Below are 17,942 nucleotides of genomic sequence, written 5' to 3'. Positions count from 1 at the left end.
CGCGATCACCAGAAGACGCTCTTCCGCTCCTTCAGGCCGCGGTTCAGCATCGACTGGATCCGACCCTTCACGAGCGCCACCTTCTCCTGGATCACCGCGTCGTCGTCGTCGGGGTCGCCGTGGAACGTCATCGGCTCGCCGAAGTAGATCCGGTATCGGGTCGGCAGCGGCAGCTGGCCGCCGGGGAGCAGCAGCTGTGGGATGATCGGGAACGTCGGCATGCCGAGCGCCTTCGAGACCGACTCGAGGTTGCCGAGCGAGATGTACTGTTCCTCGCCCCCGATGACGGCGATGGGCACGATCGGCGTGTCGGTCTCGAGCGCGAGCCGCATGAACCCGAGCCCGAAGTCGAGCAGCTGATAGCGGCTCGAGAACCCCTTCGAGATCCCCTTCGTCCCCTCCGGGAACACCAGGATCGCCGCGCCCATGTCGAGCAGCCGGCGCGCGTTCTCGGGGACGCCGACCACCTGGCCCACGCGCGAGAAGAAGGTCGCCACGAACGGCAGCGTCTGCGTCCACTTCTCGACCATGCTCCGCATCACGCGCGGCGGCTCCGCGTCCAGGAACAGCGAGGCCGCGATGAGCATGCCGTCGAACGGGAGCTGGCCCGAGTGGTTCGCGATGAGGAGCACACGGCCGGCCGGGACGCGCTCGATGCCGAACACCTCGGTCCGGAAATAGAAACGATGAAAGAACGCGGCGACCCCGACCGCGTACTTCGCCCACTCCCGGTCGAGCCCGAAGGGGTCGACCCCGTCCGCCGCGTGAGGCAGCGCGACCCGGCGCAGACGGTCCTCGAAGTCCTGACCGAGCAGCCGGATGGTCGCGTCGTCGATCGTGCCGCGCAGGCTGTCGACCCCGACGCGCGCCAGCGGCAGCGCGCTGTGGGTGACGAAGTGGCTCAGCCTGGCGAGCGTCGTTCTGCTGGCCATGAGCGGCGGACGATAGCAAAACTCGCGTGGGCCTGCACCGGCACGAAGGGCTTGACCATCGGCCTCCTCGAAGCGACCGTCGCTCCGATGAGCGAACGAACGTTCGGTCGAGGCCGCCGTCCCGCCGCGGACACCGATCCGTCCCTCCGGTCCATCCTCATCACCGGCATCTGTGGTCGCCTAGGGCGGCGCCTGGCGCGGCGCCTCCACCGCGAGCGGCGCGTGATCGGCGTCGACCGGCGCAGCTTCGAGGGGCGCCCCAAGGACATCGAGCATCACCAGATCGACATCCGCCGCAAGAAGACCCAGGACATCTTCCGCCAGGAGCAGCTCGCCGCGGTGGTCCACCTCGGGGTCATGCACGATCCGCGGGTGAGCCAGATGGAGCACCACAGCTGGAACCTCGCTGGGTTCCAGCGGCTGCTCGAGTTCGTCGCGCAGTACGACGTGCCCAAGCTCATCGTGCTGTCGAGCGCGAACGCCTACGGGCCGCGCCCCGACAACCCGCAGTTCATCACCGAGGAGGCCCCGCTGCTCGGCGGCGCGTCGTTCAGCGAGATCCGCGACCTCATCGAGGTCGACATGCTGGCGCAGTCGTTCTTCTGGAAGCACCCCCAGACCGAGACGGTCATCCTCAGGCCGGTCCACATCCTCGGCTCCGTGCGGAACGCGCCGTCGAACTACCTCCGGCTCAACGTGATCCCGACCCTCCTCGGCTTCGACCCGATGGTGCAGGTCATCCACCAGGACGACGTGGTCTCCGCGATCCTCGCGGCGCTCCGCCCCGGCGTGCGCGGGATCTTCAACCTCGCGGGGCCCGCGCCGCTGCCGCTCTCGCGCGTCATCGAGATGACCGGCCGGGCGCGCGCGGCGATCCCGCACTTCGTCATGCAGACGATCATCCCGCGGCTCTGGCGGTTCAGGGCGACCTCGTTCCCGGCGCCCGAGCTCGATCACATCCGTTACGTGTGCATGGTCGACGATCGGCGGGCGCGCGACATCCTCGGCTACACGCACGAGCACGACATCCAGGAGACCGTCCAGGCGGTCGACGACATCACCTGAAAGGCGTCATGAAGCGAGCGACCCGGATCGAGCGGCTCGTCGATTACTACGAGGACTTCGCGCCCGACTACGTCTCCACCTGGAAAGACATCCAGCACTACGAGAAGCCCGTGCGCGCGTTCCTGCGCGAGGCGGTCGCCGAGGGCGCCCGCGTGCTCGACGCGGGCTGCGGCCCGGGCCACCTCACGCGCGATCTCCCGCCGTCCGTCGAGGTCGTGGGCTTCGACATCGCCGAGGGGATGCTCGAGATCGCGCGCGAGAAGCGGCCCCACGGCGCCTATCACCGGCACGACTACCACCTCCCGATCCCCCGCTCCTGGGGGCGGTTCGACGTCGCCCTCGCGCTCGGCACCCTCGAGTTCTGCGACGATCTCCCGCTCGTGCTCAAGAACCTGGCCGGCGCGATGCGCCCAGGCGGCCGCCTGCTGGTGAGCATCGTCGAGCGGAGGCCGAACGTCCGGCTCCACGAGCGCCACGCGCGCCCGCTCTCCGACGCCGAGCTGACCGGCGTGAAGATGTATCTTTACACCTTCGCCGAGCAGACGGACGCCATCCTGGCTTCTGGCCTGCTCCCGCGCAGCTACCGGCTCCACCCCGGCTGGCGACACACCGAGTACGACGTCGACGTGCTCTACGCGCTCTGGGACCTCGAGGTCTCACGCGGCGGCCGTTGATCACCCTGGACAGCGCGGCGAGCCTTTCCGCGCCGCGCTGTCCAGGGTATCTCGTGGAGAGTCCTGGAGAGGAGAGCCACGGTTCGATGGACGTGAAGCTCGGCGGCACCTTCCTGACCTGCGCGATGGGCCCGCTGCACCACGCCGGTGCGTGCATGCAGGCGAGGCGGGTGCCGGAGGGGCTCCGCGAGCTGGCGCCGGAGGGGCTCCTCGGAGGCTTCCAGCGCGGCGTCGATCAAGCCGCGAAGCTCGCGGGCGTGCGCCGGGAGGACGTCGAGCGCCTGCTCCCGATGGCCGACGTGCGCGAGGCCATCGAGCGGCTCGGCGACAGCCAGTCCGAGGCGCTCCTCGCCTGGGATGTCTACGCCGGGCGCATCGGCGGGCTGCTCGAGGGCGTCGCCGAGGTGACCGACCACGGTCGGGCCCCCGACGCCGGCATGTGGCTCGAGCGGCTGGCGAACAAGGTCCGGCGCGATCGCCCGTTCGCGGAGCCGCTCCAGGTGCTCGCCGAGGACATCGCGCAATGGCAGGCGATGATCGGCCGCTGCCGCAAGCTGCTCGACGAGAGCGGCGGCGGCGCGCTCGCCAAGGCGTATCGCCGGCGGAGGCTCCGCAGGATCGCGTCGATCGTGGTGTCGGCGCTCGTGATCGTCGCGGCGCTGTCGGTGATCGTGCGGCTCCGCGCCGCCCGCGCGCGCGTCGATGCGGTCCTGGAGCGCCCGGAGGTGTGCGCGGTCCGCGACATCGCGGAGGACGATCTCGGCCGCGCGGCGAGCGAGCAGCAGCGGCGCGTGGCCGCGCGGCTAGAGCAGTGCGCCGCGGTGGAGGCCCGCGAGGCGCGCGAGCGCGAGGAGCGGCTGCGCGCCGAGGAGAGGGCCCGCGAGGAGCAGCGGCTGCGCGCGGAGCGCGACGAGAAGTGCGCCGCGCTCGCCGTGCGGTTCAAGGCGGGGGCGTTCTCGGACGACGACGGCAAGATCGCCGGCGTGGAGAAGGATCTGCTCCGGCGGATCGCGGGGCGGAGGCTCCTCGCGACCGACGTCGGACCGGCCGGTCCCGCGCTGCCGTGCGAGGGCGCGCGCGGCGGCGACGAGCTGCGCGCCGCCTTCGCGGACGCCCTGGTCGCGTCGGTCTGGACGTGGGCGCCGGCCGCCGATCCCGGCCCGAAGCTCGGCGATTTGCTCGTGGCGCGGCGCGCGGAGCTGCCCCCCCGCGCGCAGACGATGCTCGCGGTCCGGACCGGATACGAGTCCAAGCGGGCCATCGTATCGGGCGATCCGGCGGCGCTCGAGCGGGCGTCGCGCCTGTGCGCGCTCACGGCGAAGCTCGAGATCGCGAGCGGGGCCGGCTGCGCGGCGCTGGCGAGGCTGGCCGTCAAACCCGCGCCGTGAGCCGGCGGTCCGAGGGATCGCGCCGTGAGCTGCGCTGACCTCGGGGCCGCCGGCCGAGCGCGTCGTCGCGGACGCTCGTCACCTCTCGCTCGACCCTCGACCCTCGCCGGCGCTGCGCGGCGAACAGGGGCTCTTCGAGCCTGCCGCCTTCGGACGACGAGGGATGCGCCTGGGCGATGACGTTTTGCGGGAGGTGAGGGGAGAGGGACCGGAGGCGCGCGGGCGGGGCGATGGGCGCCCCGCCCGTCAGGTTGCCTATTTCAGGGCGGGGATGGAGTCCGCGTCGAGCACGCACAGGCCCGCGCCGGCGTCGCATTTCACCTTGAGCTCCGGGGAGATGCGAGCATTCACGCAGAGGGCATCATCGCCCTTGTCCGTGGGGATCGGAGCGCCCCCGGGCTCGGGATTCGGGGCGTAGACCCGACAATCGATGGCCGGCCAGACTCCGACGACCTTGTACGTCGCCGAGCAGCTCTCCTCCGAGTAGGTGACCTCTGCCTCGAATTGATTGCCGAGGTTGGAGGCTGTCACGTACACGCGCATGTTGCGCCACTCGAGCTTGTGCGATCCCGGCGCCACCGGCGGTACGCCGCCATCCCCACCGCCGCCCTCGCCCGCACCGCCGGCGCCACCAGCGCCACCGGCACCGCCTTCCCCGGCGCCACCGGCACCGCCGTCGCCACCTTCCCCGGCGCCACCGGCACCGCCGTCGCCGGTACCACCGGCACCGCCGTCGCCGGCACCACCGGCTCCGCCAGCGCCGCCGGCTCCGCCCTCGCCGCCAGCGCCGCCCTCGCCGCCGGGCAGCAACACCACCTCGGCGGGATCGAACGTCGGCACCGTGCAGATCTCGTTGCCATCCGATTCGCGCGACGCGAAGGCACCGATCGCGAACGGGTTCAGATCCGGGTTCGGGTCGATCGCGGCGCCGCCGCGATACCACGTGCCGAATTCCAGGGTCTGGATCGCGACGAGCTTCTCGCTGTCGGGGAGCTGGTCGCCATTCTCGTCCCGAGTGTACACCTGCATCCCGACCAGCTCGACAGTCCCGTCCTTCCGAGCACACGGGCCATCGGCATCCCCGTCGATCCGGGTGAACTTCGCCGCGAACGGGGACGCGAGGGCGCCGCCGACCGTGCACTCGGGCTTGGGCTGCGAGCAGCCCGGAGACATCGCCGCGAGCGGTGAGAGCGCCGCGAGCCCTGCCATCCAAACAAGCCATCGCTTCTTCATCGCTTGCATCCTTTCCCGCGCGCGACGCGCCTAGAACGTCACCCGCGCGCCGAACCGGAACTGCCGCGGTGTCTGGAACTGCGTCGGCTCACCGTAGTTCGGGTTCACGGCCTTGGGATCGAGCGGCTCGCCGGTGTTGTGGTTCTTCACGCACGTCGGGCCGCTGCTCGGGTTCAGATCTTCCTTCGTTCCACCGACGCAGGGGTCGACGTACTCGCTCGTGTAGCGCTCGTCCACCTGGACGGTCTCCTGGAAGTTGAAGATGTTGAAGACATCCATGGTGACGGTGAGCTCGCTGTCCTTCGCGAGCTTGACCGAATAGCCGATGTGACCGTCGATGTTGTGGATCCAGGGGAGGCGGCCGCCTTCGCCTCGAGGCAGGATGAACGCCTCGTCGGTGCCATACAGGTAGTGCGCTCCCCAGGCGCCGATGGGGGCGCCCGAGCGGGACCTGTACGTGAGGCCGAGGTCGAGGACCATGCCCTTCGGGAGCTCGATCGCCTTCGCGCCGTAGACCTTGATCTCGTGCGTGTTGTCGCCGGGCAGGGCCCCATCGCGGTTGACGAGGAGCGACGCCAGATCGAACTCCGTGTTCATGTTCGGATCGAGCTGGTCGGTCTCGGGCTTGAAGAGGCCCGGATAGTTGCCTCGCAGGTACGACAGCGTATAGCTCACCTGGGCGAGCCACAGGTCGGAGAAGGTCTTGTTGAAATAGAGGGTCAGCGCGTCGTAATCGCGCCTCGCCTCCGCGAAGTCCTTGGCGATCCCCTTCCCGGGGTTGCCGATGAAGTAGGTGTTCGCCTCGTCCCGGCTCATGTCCTCGATGACGTTGTTCATCCAGCGCTTCGTGTACAGCGCGCCGACACGCCCGTTCGGGATGACCTCGTACTCGCCGCCGATCACGATCTCGTCGGACGACTGCGGCTCGAGATCCGGATCCACCGGGGCCTTGCCGCCGCCGAACGTGAACCAGTTCCTGTTCGGGTCGTGGTTGAAGGCCCCTGAGGCGCCGAAGGCCTCGTCGTATGGAACCCGGCTGTCGTCGTTCCGGCACTGGCCTTCGCCATAACCCGTCGCGTCCTCGGGGTCTCCAGGGTTACAGCCGCTGGCGCCCCCGCGGTGGGAGGAGCGGATGTACCGCTCGTCGCCGAACGTGCGATCCATGATGTCGAGGGGGACGCTCTCGTAATACCGCGCGTAGTTCGCGAACACCTTCGACCGGCCCTCCTGCGTGATGTCGTAGACGACGCCCACGCGCGGAGACCACTGGTTCGCGAGCGCCAGCCCGAGCGTGCCGTCGCTCGCGTACAGGTACTGCGCGTCGTAGCGCAGGCCGATGTTCAACGTCACCCGGTCGAGGATGCTCCAGCTGTCCTGCGCGAAGGCGCCGATCGTCGCCCCGAGCGACGACACCGTGAGCTTGTCCTGGATCACATAGTCCCTGGCGCCGGGGCCGGTCGTCAGGCCGTCCGGACCGGTCAGGAAGCCGAACTGTCGCTCGTCGTGGGACATGTCCCCGCCCCCCTCCTCCACGTAGGTGGTGCCGCCCGCGTACGCCTTGATGTGCTTGTACGTCGTGATCTCGCCGTCGATGCCGGCCTTGACCACGTGGTGCCCGAGCCCCTCGAAGATGCTCGTCACCATCGCCTTCAGCTGGAAGCGGTTGAGCGAGGCGTCATCGATGAAGTCGGGGCCGCCTTGCCAGTACTGGCGCACCGCGCAGGGCACCGCGGCGATCTCGCCGGTCTGCGTCGTCAGCGGCTGGCACATGGCCCGGGCCTCGGGCGAGAGCTTCTCGAAATCGTAGATCGAGTACGGGGTCGGGTCGTACCGCTGCCAGACCATGAGGGGCACGCCCGCCAGGCCCTCGCGCGTCCCGAGCTCCGAGCCGTCCGGGGGCAGCCGCGCGCTCCGCTGGCCGTGCCAGCCGAGCGTCGCGTCGAGGAGCAGGGTCTTGTTCTTGAACGCAGACGACCACTTCAGCGCGACGTCGGTGGACGACGCCACGTACTCGTGCGCCGTCGCGCCATACTCGCCGGTGATGTTGGAGAGCTCGGTCACGCCCCGCTGCGGGTCGAACCCGAACGTGCCCTTGCCGCCCGAGGTGGAGGGCGAGCCGTAGACCGAGAGCGCGACGCTGTGGTCCGGATCGATCTGGTAGGTCAGCTTCCCGAGGTACTGCAGCGTCTGCTCCTCGGCGCGGTAGAAGCGCTGCGTCCCCGGCAGCCGGTCGACGACGTTGAGCCCGGTCCTGGGATCCGTCACCGGCTCGAACGTGATGGGGTCGTAGCGCGTGGCGAACAGGTTGCGCTCCAACGAGCTGCTCTTGAACGCGAGATCGGCGCCCGCGTAGAACCAGAGCTTGTCCTTCAGGATGGGGCCGCCGACCTCGAACCCGTAGTCGCGGATCGACGACAGGGTCTCGTCCGTCTGGATGGTCTCGCCCTGGCGACGGACCGCCTTGGGCGCGCCCTCGAAGATGCCGGGCGCGATGTTGAAGAAGACCGAGCCCTGGAAGGCGTTGCCGCCGCTCTTCGTGACGACATCGAGGACACCCCCGGTCGCGCGGCCGAACTCGGGCATGTACCCGCCGGCCACCACGTTGACCTCCTTGATGAACTCCATGGTGAGCGGCGTGCCGATGATCCCGTAGGCCGGGTCGTTCACCGACAGACCGTCGATCACGTACTGGTTCTCGGGGGAGGAGGTGCCGGCGATGGACGTGCCGAAGTTGTCGGCCTGCGCCCCGGGCGTGGTCGCGGCGACCGACTCGAAGGAGCGGGTCGTGGCGCCCTTCCCCGTGGGGGGCGAGACGGCGATGCGCCGGGTGAAGTCCTGGGTGATGCTCTGGCTCACGCTGCTCGAGCCGACGTCGACCGTCGGCGCGCGGCCGACAACGACGATCTCCGCCGCCTTGAGCGCCTCCGGGAGCAGCTCGACGTTGACGCGGATGGTCGTCGCGGCGCGGACCGCGATCCCGCCGCGCGCGTACGGCTTGAACGTGTCCTTTTCGAAGCGCAGTGTGTAGTCGCCCGGCGGCAGGTTCGGGATACGGTACTGGCCAGTGCCGTCCGTGACGACCAGCTGCTCCCCTTGCAGCGCTGGCGATGTCGCCGTCACGACCACATCGGCGGCCGGCGCCCTGTTCGACGCGTCGACTACCCGCCCGAGGAGCACGCCGCTGCCCGTCTGCGCGAACGCAGGGTACGCGGTCAACAAAGTCATCGCGAACAGCAGCAGCGCCGCCCACGGCCCCAACGGCGCACGTGAGCGCCCTCCGTGTTCCAGCCTCTTTTCGAGAAACTTCACGGAATTCCCTCCAGAAATGTATGCCCCTCGAGTCCTTCCTTACCCTAGACAGGAATCGCGCCAGACAATAGACTTTTTTGTAGGACTCGCGCGCTTGTACACTCCGGGTAGGCGCCGCACGCTTCCATACGTCGCGGCTTCTCTACCTCGATCGGCTCGAGTCCTAGGAGTTACGACCCCTCATGTTCGACTCGGTACTCGGTCGCGCTACCGCCACCCAGGGGCGGCTAGGGACGGGGACAGCGCTCTCCATCGTCGCCCACGTGGCGGTCGCGGGGGCCATCCTCTGGCAGGCGACGCGCCCTCGAGCCGAGACGCCGAAGGACGTCGAGGTCACATTTTTCGCCCCGCCGCCGCCGCCTCCTCCTCCTCCACCGCCTCCTCCGCCTCCGGGCGGCGGCGCGAAGCGCCCGCCGAAGGTGGAGCGCATCGAGCAGCCGAAGCCCGTCAAGACGCCTGACACCATCTACGACATGCCGGAGAAGCCCAAGGCCAAGGCGCGTGAGCCAGAGCCAAAGCCGGAGCCGGTCAAGGAGGATGCGCCGGAGCAGCCGGGCGGCGTCGAGGGGGGAGTCCAGGGCGGCGTTCAGGGGGGCACCGTCGGCGGCGAGGTCGGCGGGCAGATGGGCGGTCAGCTGGGCGGCAAGGTCGGCGGCCAGGTGGGCAGCACGGCGCCGCCGCAGAACGTGGTGCTGGCGTTCGGCGCCGGAATGACCCGGCCTTCGAGGATCGCGGGGCGCGACCCGCAGTACACGCGAGAGGCGCTCGCCGCGCGCGTCGAGGGGCTCGCGATTGTCAAGTGCATCATCAAGCTGGACGGCTCGTTGACCGGCTGCCGGATGGCCAAGTCGCTTCCTCACATGGATCGGGCGATCCTCGATGCGCTCGCGACGCATCGCTACACCCCCGTCATGTATCAGGGGCGCCCGGTCTCGGTGGACTACGTGTTCCACATCCGGCTCAAGCTCCCTTGACGTCCGGGCGCGCAGGGGTGTTATTGAACCGCTCGAGTATGTAGTAGAGAAGGGTACGGGCAGGTCCGCGCTGCGGTGCTGCCGAGTCCGCTCGGCATCCACAGAGGTGCTGCTCCAGCAGCACCTGAGGTGTTGCTCCAGCAGCACCAAAACCATCACGCGACATGGGGCGCCGGGAGGCGCGAGACGATGCAATTCACGTTGATCGAGCTGTGGGGCCACATGGGGCTCTTCGCGAAGCTGATTGTCTTCGCGCTGGCCATCATGTCCGTTGCGTCGCTGATCGTCCTGGGCGAGCGCCTCGTCGTGTCGTTCCTGTCGCGCGCCGCCTCCCGCGCGTTCGCGGCGCGGGTCGGGCCGATGCTCGCTCGAGGCGAGCTCGAGGGGGCCTGGACCGCCGCCAGGCCGGGCGGCGAGAGCGGCTATCTCGGGCGCGTCATCGGCGCTGGGCTCGCCGCTTATGCCTCGAGCGCGCCCTCGCGGCTGCCGGCGCAGGGGCACGAGCGCGACGGCGTGTTCGAGTCGGTCTCGCGGGCGCTCGAGCGGCAGGCGCAGCGCGAGGTGCTCAGCCTGAAGCGAGGTTATGGCCTGCTCGCCACGGTCGGATCCACGGCGCCGTTCGTCGGGCTGCTCGGGACGGTCATGGGCATCGTGACGGCGTTCCAGCAGATGGCGGCCTCTGGCTCCGGCGGCCTCGGCACCGTCTCGGCGGGTATCGCGGAGGCGCTCATCACGACCGCCTTCGGGCTGATCGTCGCGATCCCGGCCGTCATGGGCTACAATTATCTCCAGGGTTGGGTCGAAGCCCGGGCGATCGACATCTCGGAGTCGTCGAACGAGCTCCTCGACGTCGTGGCGAAGCGGCTCGACGGGCGCCTCGCGCCGGCCGCCGAAGAGGCTGCTTGACAGGGGACCCGCGCGACACCCCGCGTGCCTCTCCGCGGAGCGCGGCGCCCGGCGCCTCGCGCCCGCGGCGCGGCGGGCGGTGACGCGCCCAGCAGGGAAGCGAGCGTTCCGATGGGGATGGGTGTCGGCCCGCAGAGGGGCCCCAAGAGCGAGATCAACGTCACGCCGCTCGTCGACGTCGTCCTCGTCCTGCTCATCATCTTCATGGTCGTCACGCCGATGCTCCAGCGCGGCAAGGACGTGAAGCTGCCGCAGGCCGCGGAGGTGGACGAGGAGAAGAAGGAGGTGGACCCGCTGATCCTCTCCGTGACGCTGGAGAAGACGGTGTGGGTCGAGAACGACAGATACGATGACGCCGGGCTCGCCGAGCGGCTCTCGCGCGAGCTCGCGGCGCAGCCGGGGCGCAGGGTGCTGGTCAAGGGGGACCAGCGCCTCTCGTTCGGCGACGTCCGCAGGGTGATGGAGACGGCGCGCAAGTCGGGCGCGAAGAGCGTCTCGCTGGCGGTCGAGGAGCTGAAGGGGAAATAGCGGCGATGAGCGCGAAGAGGAAGTTCGTCATCAAGCCGGCGGTGCCCCTGAACTCCGACATCAACGTGACGCCGCTCGTCGACGTCGTGCTGGTGCTGCTCATCATCTTCATGGTCGTGACGCCGCTGCTCGAGAAGGACATCGGCGTGCGCGTGCCGGACACCGAGCAGGTCAAGCAGGACACCCCGCCGCCGCCCGACCAGCTCGTCGTCCGGGTGAGCGCGCAAGGTGAGCTGCGGGTGAACGACGAGCGGGTCGAGCGCGCCGAGCTCGTGGGCACGCTCAGGCCGCTGATCGAGCGCTACAGCAGGCCTCAGGACAGGATCGTCTTCGTCGTCGCCGACGACGGCGCCGTCTACGGCACCGTCGTGGAGGTGCTCGACGGCGCGAAGGCCGCCGGCGCCCAGACGCTCGGCATGATGACCGAGCTCCCCGAAGCGCCGCCGCCCTGACAGCGGCGCGCGCGTGGCCAGCGGCGAGCGCTGGGCGAGCGCTGGTAGAGGCGCGCTCTCTCGCCGCCTCGAGGTCGGGCGGCCAGGCGCGACGCGGCGCTTGCGTCGCGCGCGGTCGCGACCTAAACCGCCCACCTCGAAAGCGAGGTCGTCGATGTTGCGGTCCGAATGGGTGAGCAAGCGCGCCGGGAGCCCGAACCAGAGCCAGATGCACTTCGCGAGGAAGGGCGTCGTCACGGAGGAGATGGCGTACGTCGCCCGCCGTGAGAAGCTCGCGCCCGAGCTCATCCGCAGCGAGGTCGCGCGCGGCCGGATGATCATCCCCGCAAACAAGAACCACCTGAACCTCGAGCCGATGTGCATCGGCATCGCGTCGCTCTGCAAGGTGAACGCGAACATCGGCAACAGCCAGACCACGAGCGACGTGAGCGGCGAGCTCGAGAAGCTGCGCTACGCCATCAAGTACGGCGCAGACACCGTGATGGACCTGTCGACCGGGGGCGACATCGACGGCATCCGCCGCGCGATCATCGCGGACTCCCCCGTGCCGATCGGGACGGTGCCGATCTACCAGGCGCTCGAGGCGTGCAAGGGCACCGCGAAGATGACGGCCGCGGACCTCATCGACATGCTCGAGCACCAGGCGAAGCAGGGGGTCGATTACTTCACGATCCACGCGGGCGTGCTGCTCGAGCACCTGCCGCTCGTGAAGGGCCGGATCACGGGCATCGTCTCGCGCGGCGGCTCGATCATGGCGCAGTGGATGATCGAGCACCACCAGCAGAACCCGTTCTACACCCACTGGGACAAGGTGCTCGAGGTCTGCGCCAAGTACGACGTCACGATCTCGGCGGGCGACGGCCTCCGCCCCGGCTGCCTCCACGACGCCAGCGACGCGGCCCAGTTCGCCGAGCTGAAGACGCTCGGCGAGCTCACGAAGCGCGCCTGGGAGAAGGACGTGCAGGTGATGATCGAGGGCCCCGGGCACGTGCCGTTCGATCAGATCGCGATGAACGTGCAGAAGGAGATGGAGCTCTGTCACGAGGCGCCGTTCTACGTGCTCGGCCCGCTCGTCACCGACTTCGCTCCTGGCTATGACCACATCACGAGCTGCATCGGCGCCACGATGGCCGGCTTCGCGGGCGCCGCGATGCTCTGCTACGTGACGCCGAAGGAGCACCTCGGCCTGCCGAACCCCGAGGACGTCAAGCAGGGCCTCATCGCCTACAAGATCGCGGCCCACGCCGCGGACGTGGCGCGAAAGCGCCCGGGCGCGCGGGATCGCGACGACGCGCTGAGCCGCGCCCGCTACGCCTTCGACTGGAAGCAGCAGTTCGCGCTCTCGCTCGATCCGGAGACGGCCCAGGCGATGCACGACGAGACGCTCCCGCAGGAGTACTTCAAGACCTCGGAGTTCTGCTCGATGTGCGGGCCGAAGTTCTGCTCGATGCACATCAACCGGGTGGTCGACGAGTACAACGCGCGGCAAGAGCCCGAGAACGCGCCCGCGAAGCGGTCGCTCTCGATCCTCGATCAGCCGTGAAGCAGGGGAGGGGCCGCGAGGGCGTCCGCCGCGCGCGGCGGAGGGGGCCTGTCGCGGCGCGCCTCGCCCTCGTCGCGCTCGTCCTGCTCGCGCCTCTCGGCTGTCGCCGCGAGCAGGGGAGCGCCCCCCGCGACGCTGCGTCGCCCGCCTCGGCCGCTGCCTCGCCCTCCCTGGCGCCGCGCCCGCCGAGCCCTCGCCTCACCGATCCGCGCTGGCGCCTCGCCGCGGGGGACGACCCGCTGGACTGCGCCCGGCTGGCCGAGGCCGAGGGCGCCTCCGGCCTCCTCGCCGCGCTCGACGACGGCGGCGACATCGCGCTCACGGCCCTGCGCGCGCTGCCGTACGCCGATGACGCCGACCTGGCGCTCGGGCCGCTCGCCGAGCGCGCCCGCGCGGCGTCCGGGCCGTCGCTCCCGCCCCTGCTCGAGGCGCTCCTCGGGATCGCCGGGCGGCCACCGCGCCCGCGCGAGCCGCTCGACCCGGACGGGGCGCGCGGCGCGGCCGCGGCCCTGGTCGAGCTGGCGGGCCGGCGCGACCTCCCCTCGGACCAGCGCGCGCTCGCCATCTCGGCGGCGCGCGCGCTCGCCGAGCGGGGGCTCGTCGATCCTCTCCGTATTCCGGCAGATCTGGATCCCGAGGGCTCCGTCGCGGGCGCCGCGGGGGGCCCGGCGGCGCCGCGTCCCTGACGTCCCGCGCGGCGGGGCGGGCGCGCGGCCGTCCCGCGCGGCGGTGTGGGCTTTCGGTTCGTGCAGCCGCGCTTTGGGCCGGTCGGGTTCCAATTTGGTACCTTGCCCCCCGTGACGACGCCGTACACCTCCGAGGCCTTCCTCCATCAGCTCCTCGGCAAGGCGCTTGCCGCCCACGCCAGCGACATCCACCTCAAGGTCGGTCAGCCGCCGGGCGCGCGGGTGCGCGGCGACATGGTCTACTTCCGCGTCGACAGGATCCGGCCCGAGGACAGCGAGGCCGCAGCGCGGGTGCTGCTCGCCGGGCGCCCCTCGCGCGAGCTGCTCGCCACGCTCCAGGAGCTCGACGCCGCGTACGTCGTCCCGGGCCTCGGCCGGTTTCGCGTCAACATCTATCGCCAGCGGGGCTCGCTCGCGATCATCCTGCGGAGCATCCCGCTCAAGATCCCGACGTTCGAGGAGCTGGGCGTGCCCTCGGCGGTCCGGGCGATGGTGGAGCACGATCACGGCCTCGTCCTCGTCGCGGGCACGGCCGGCAGCGGCAAGAGCACGACCCTCGCCGCGTTCGTCGGGCACATCAACGCGACCGTGCCGCGCCACATCGTGACCCTGGAGGATCCGATCGAGCACGTGCACGAGGACAACCGCTCCAGCGTGAGCCAGCGCGAGATCGGCGTCGACACCGCGGATTTCCCGACCGCGCTGCGCTCCGCGCTGCGGCAGGACCCGGACGTCGTGCTCATCAGCGCGCTCCGCGACGGCGAGTCGCTGGATCTCGCGCTCCACGCCGCGGAGACCGGGCACCTCGTGCTCGCGGCGGTCAGCTCGGCGGACGTCACGCGCGCGCTCGCGCGGCTGATCGCGCTCGGCAAGAGCCCGAGCGAGGTGCGCGAGCGGCTGGCCGACTGTCTCCAGGGCGTCGTCGCGCAGCGCCTGCTCCCTCGCCGCGACGGCGCGGGGGAGGTCCTCGCCGCCGAGGTGCTCGTCGGGACGGCCGCGGTGCGCGAGGCGATCCGCCGGCCGGAGGGGAGCCCGTCGCTGCGCGAGCTGATGGAGAAGGGGGTCACGCCGTACGGCATGCAGACCTTCGACGCGCACCTCAGGCAGCTCGTCGCCCAGGGGGCTATCGCCAAGGAGACGGCGAAGGCGGTAACGGCGCTCTAGAGGCGGCAATCGGGTCAAGACCGCCGGAAAAGAGCAGAAATTCGAACCGCCAAGCACGCCAAGCGCGCCAAGACGCCAGGAAATTTTCTGTTCTTGGCGCCCTTGGCGCCTTGGCGGCTCATTTCACGCTCGATCGCGCCTTGCTTGCGGCGGCGCCTCAAGCCCGGCTATGAGCGAGCCCATGCTCGAAGGGATCGAACGAGAGGCGGCGGAGCACAGCAATGGATGCAGCGGCCCGGCCGGGCACGCACCGCCGGCGGGCGCGCCCCGCCACGACTGGACCGTCCAGCAGGCGGTGGCCCTGCACGACCTGCCGCTCTTCGAGCTGATCGACCGCGCCCGCGCGGTCCACCGCGCGTTCCACGGCGAGCACGAGGTCCAGCTCTGCACCCTGCTCAGCGTCAAGACGGGCGGCTGCCCCGAGGACTGCGCCTACTGCCCGCAGTCGAGCCACTACGAGACCGAGGTCGGGCCGGAGCGCATGCTCGACGTCGGCGCGGTCCTCGCCGCCGCGGAGCGCGCCCGCGAGGGCGGCTCGACGCGGTTCTGCATGGGCGCCGCGTGGCGCGAGGTGAAGGACGGCCCCGCCTTCGAGCGCGTCCTCGACATGGTGCGCGGCGTGAAGGCCCTCGGCCTCGAGGCGTGCTGCACGCTCGGCATGCTCACCGACGACCAGGCGCGCCGCCTGAAGGAGGCCGGCCTCGACGCCTACAACCACAACCTCGACACCTCGCGGAAGGCCTACAAATCCATCATCTCGACGCGCACGTACGACGAGCGGCTCGTCACCCTGCGCAACGTCCGGCGGGCGGGCATCACCGTCTGCTCGGGCGGCATCATCGGCATGGGCGAGTCGATCGCCGACCGCTGCGAGATGCTCGTCGAGCTCGCGCGCCTCGACCCCCACCCGGAGAGCGTGCCGATCAACGCCCTCGTGCGCTCGCCCGGGACGCCCCTCGAGAGCCTCCCCCCGGTCGATCCGATCGAGTTCGTCAGGATGATCGCTGTCGCGCGGGTCATGATGCCGCGCGCGATGGTGCGCCTGTCCGCGGGGCGGACGGAGCTCTCGCGCGAGACGCAGCTGCTCTGCATGTACGCGGGGGCGAACTCGATCTTCTACGGAGACAGGCTGCTCACCACGCCGAACCCCGGCCAGGACGAGGACCGCGCGCTCATCGAGAAGGCGGGGCTTCAGCCGATGGCGCCCGCCGCGGCGCGCGCCGCCCGTTAGCCGAGCCGCCCGCCGCGGCCGCTTCCGGCTGCGGCTGATCCCCTCCGCGCGGCGCGACGTGCAGCGTCTGCGTCGGGTACGCGAGCCTCGATCCGGCCATGTCGATGATCTGCAGGAAGGTGATCAGCATCGCCTGCCGGAGCTCCCGGAACTCACCGAAGTCGGTCGTCTGGAACCAGGCCATCACCTCGACGTCGAGCGACGAGGGCCCGACGCCGATGAAGCGCACGACGACGTCATCGGGCCAGATCTTCGGGTGCTCCCGCAGCGCCCGCTCGCACTCTTCCACGATGGCGCGGAGCTGCTCGGGCGACGTGTCGCGCTCGATCCCCAGCACGCAGGCGAGGCGTATCCTGTCGCGCGCCGTGTACGACTCGATCTGGAGATCGGCCAGCTTGCCGTTCGGGATCGTGACGACGGTCCGATCGAGCGTGCGGATCCGGGTAGAGCGGAGCCCGATGCTCTCGACCGTCCCGAGGAGCGCGTCCACCTTCACGAAGTCGCCGACCTGGAACGGCCGGTCGATGCCGATCGCGACCGAGCCGAAGAGGTTCTCCACCGTCTTCTGGGCGGCGAGGGCCAGCGCGACGCCGCCGATGCCGAGGCCGGCGATGAGGCTCGCCACCGGGTAGCCGAGCTCCGAGAGCACGGCGATCACGCCGATGATCACGATCGAGACCTTCGCGATCCGCCCCATGAGCGGCACGAGCGAGCGCGCCGCGGGGTTGTCGCGCGTCGCGGGGGCGGCGAGCAGGCGGCCGCCGACGGCGTCGATCGTGCGCAGGGCGAACCAGAACACGGCGACGAAGACGCCGGCGCGCAGCACCTTGTCGAGGAACTCCTCGGCCGGCAGGTAGAGCCCGAGCCACGGGAGCGCGACCGTGATCACGAGGAGCGCCGCCGCGAACGTGAACGGACCGCGCGCCCCCCCGAGGAGCACGTCCTCGAGCGTGGACTCCGTCCGCGCGATGACGCGGCGGAGCAGGGCGCGGACGAGGTAGCTCAGCACAGCGCCGACGAGCCAGCCGGCCAGCGCGAGGACCGGCAGCGCGAGCCACTGCCACCAGAGCAGCTCGCGCGGGCCGGGGCGCAGGAGCGCCGGCGGCAGGTGATCGCGAAGCCAGCGATCTTCGAGCCGCGCGTACCACTCGTCGACGCGCTCCACCGTGGCGCGCGAGAAGATCCAGCGCACGCCGTCGGGCGTCGTGCGCCGCACGAGGCGCACCGGCTGGGACCCCGTCCGCGTCGGGATCTTGCCGAGCTGCTCCACGCCGGCCCCGAGGTTGTCCTGCGTGTCCCCCTGCGGTTGCGGCGAGAGCGTCTCCACTTCCAGCCAGAGGTGCCGATCGAGCACCGCCTTGAGCTTCTGCGCGAGCGCCGCGCCGTTCGCCCTCGGCGGCACGTCCAGGTAGCGCGCGGCCTCGGCGTAGTCGCCCGCGCGGCACAGCTCGACGAAGCTGCGCATGGAGGCTCGAGGCGAGTCGGGCGCGACCGGGGTCGGCTCCGGCTCCGGGCCGACCTCGGCGTTCGCCGCGGGCGGCGGCGACGGCGGGGGCGGCGGAGCGGACAGCTCTCCGGCGCTCGCTCCCAGGAGGGCGCACCCGAACACGAGCGCGAAGGCGAGCGGGGCGCGGAGCCACATCGCCGGCGGCCAGAGGCGGAGCCGCCTCGGCGCCTTGGGGTGATCGGTCGAGGGCATGGGCCCTGCTATTCCATCGCCCGGCGGCTCTGTCGACCGGGCGGCCCGCGCGCCACGTGCGCTCGCTCGCAGCGGGCTCCACGTGTCGGAGATCTCGCAGGGGATCGCGGACGCGCGGAACCGATCTGCTGAACCGACGCGCAACCGACGCGCGGCCG

General features: G+C 70.7%; 15 protein-coding genes. 11 read left to right on the top strand and 4 right to left on the bottom strand.

The genetic code is table 11. From position 1 onward, the window contains the following. Positions 1 to 5: 5 nt before the first annotated feature. Positions 6 to 932, bottom strand: coding sequence for a lysophospholipid acyltransferase family protein (locus WMF34_RS22040; protein WP_012236893.1), 927 nt, complete (start codon positions 930 to 932; stop codon positions 6 to 8). A gap of 87 nt (positions 933 to 1,019) precedes the next feature. Between WMF34_RS22040 and WMF34_RS22035 the strand changes: the two genes are divergently transcribed. The 3 genes from WMF34_RS22035 to WMF34_RS22025 all read left to right on the top strand — a co-directional run bounded on the left by WMF34_RS22035 (position 1,020) and on the right by WMF34_RS22025 (position 4,059). Then, complete coding sequence (locus WMF34_RS22035) at positions 1,020 to 1,997, top strand: NAD-dependent epimerase/dehydratase family protein (RefSeq protein WP_437994459.1); 978 nt, start codon at positions 1,020 to 1,022, stop codon at positions 1,995 to 1,997. 8 nt (positions 1,998 to 2,005) lie between these two features. Next, positions 2,006 to 2,671 carry a class I SAM-dependent DNA methyltransferase gene (locus WMF34_RS22030; protein WP_012236891.1) on the top strand — a complete coding sequence of 222 codons (666 nt, stop codon included), beginning with the start codon at positions 2,006 to 2,008 and terminating at the stop codon, positions 2,669 to 2,671. A gap of 86 nt (positions 2,672 to 2,757) precedes the next feature. After that, complete coding sequence (locus tag WMF34_RS22025) at positions 2,758 to 4,059, top strand: hypothetical protein (protein ID WP_012236890.1); 1,302 nt, start codon at positions 2,758 to 2,760, stop codon at positions 4,057 to 4,059. A 255-nt stretch (positions 4,060 to 4,314) separates the two neighbouring features. Here WMF34_RS22025 and WMF34_RS22020 read toward each other — a convergent pair whose 3' ends face one another. After that, positions 4,315 to 5,292: a hypothetical protein gene (locus WMF34_RS22020; RefSeq protein WP_437994458.1), complete on the bottom strand. Its 978-nt coding sequence runs from the start codon at positions 5,290 to 5,292 to the stop codon at positions 4,315 to 4,317. Between the two features lie 30 nt (positions 5,293 to 5,322). Beyond that, positions 5,323 to 8,517: a TonB-dependent receptor gene (locus WMF34_RS22015; RefSeq protein WP_437994457.1), complete on the bottom strand. Its 3,195-nt coding sequence runs from the start codon at positions 8,515 to 8,517 to the stop codon at positions 5,323 to 5,325. A gap of 266 nt (positions 8,518 to 8,783) precedes the next feature. On the opposite strand from WMF34_RS22015, the gene WMF34_RS22010 reads away from it, so the two are divergent. The 8 genes from WMF34_RS22010 to bioB all read left to right on the top strand — a co-directional run bounded on the left by WMF34_RS22010 (position 8,784) and on the right by bioB (position 16,085). Beyond that, positions 8,784 to 9,575: an energy transducer TonB gene (locus WMF34_RS22010; protein WP_012236887.1), complete on the top strand. Its 792-nt coding sequence runs from the start codon at positions 8,784 to 8,786 to the stop codon at positions 9,573 to 9,575. 189 nt (positions 9,576 to 9,764) lie between these two features. After that, on the top strand, positions 9,765 to 10,481 hold the full coding sequence (locus WMF34_RS22005; RefSeq protein ID WP_437994456.1) for a MotA/TolQ/ExbB proton channel family protein: 717 nt from the start codon (positions 9,765 to 9,767) through the stop codon (positions 10,479 to 10,481). A gap of 111 nt (positions 10,482 to 10,592) precedes the next feature. Further along, complete coding sequence (locus WMF34_RS22000; protein WP_012236885.1) at positions 10,593 to 11,009, top strand: ExbD/TolR family protein; 417 nt, start codon at positions 10,593 to 10,595, stop codon at positions 11,007 to 11,009. Positions 11,010 to 11,014: 5 nt separating this feature from the next. Further along, positions 11,015 to 11,461 (top strand): ExbD/TolR family protein, encoded by a 447-nt coding sequence (locus WMF34_RS21995; protein ID WP_437873578.1) that lies wholly within the window; start codon positions 11,015 to 11,017, stop codon positions 11,459 to 11,461. Between the two features lie 157 nt (positions 11,462 to 11,618). Beyond that, complete coding sequence (thiC, locus tag WMF34_RS21990) at positions 11,619 to 13,004, top strand: phosphomethylpyrimidine synthase ThiC (protein WP_437994658.1); 1,386 nt, start codon at positions 11,619 to 11,621, stop codon at positions 13,002 to 13,004. After that, the gene (locus WMF34_RS21985) at positions 13,001 to 13,690 is read left to right on the top strand and encodes a thiamine biosynthesis protein (RefSeq protein ID WP_437994455.1); all 690 of its coding nucleotides are present in this window, start codon (positions 13,001 to 13,003) and stop codon (positions 13,688 to 13,690) included. The genes thiC and WMF34_RS21985 overlap by 4 nt, the downstream gene beginning before the upstream one ends. A gap of 111 nt (positions 13,691 to 13,801) precedes the next feature. After that, positions 13,802 to 14,854, top strand: coding sequence for a type IV pilus twitching motility protein PilT (locus tag WMF34_RS21980; protein WP_012236881.1), 1,053 nt, complete (start codon positions 13,802 to 13,804; stop codon positions 14,852 to 14,854). Positions 14,855 to 15,035: 181 nt separating this feature from the next. Further along, on the top strand, positions 15,036 to 16,085 hold the full coding sequence (bioB, locus tag WMF34_RS21975; RefSeq protein WP_044968914.1) for a biotin synthase BioB: 1,050 nt from the start codon (positions 15,036 to 15,038) through the stop codon (positions 16,083 to 16,085). Here the strand turns inward: bioB and WMF34_RS21970 are convergent. After that, positions 16,027 to 17,784, bottom strand: coding sequence for a mechanosensitive ion channel family protein (locus WMF34_RS21970; RefSeq protein WP_437994454.1), 1,758 nt, complete (start codon positions 17,782 to 17,784; stop codon positions 16,027 to 16,029). The two genes, bioB and WMF34_RS21970, sit on opposite strands and share 59 nt — an antisense overlap. Positions 17,785 to 17,942: the final 158 nt, after the last annotated feature.

The organism is Sorangium sp. So ce145, from assembly GCF_051525985.1.
GTDB lineage: Bacteria > Myxococcota_A > Polyangia > Polyangiales > Polyangiaceae > Sorangium > Sorangium cellulosum_B.
This window is presented reverse-complemented; position numbering and strand designations above follow the sequence as displayed.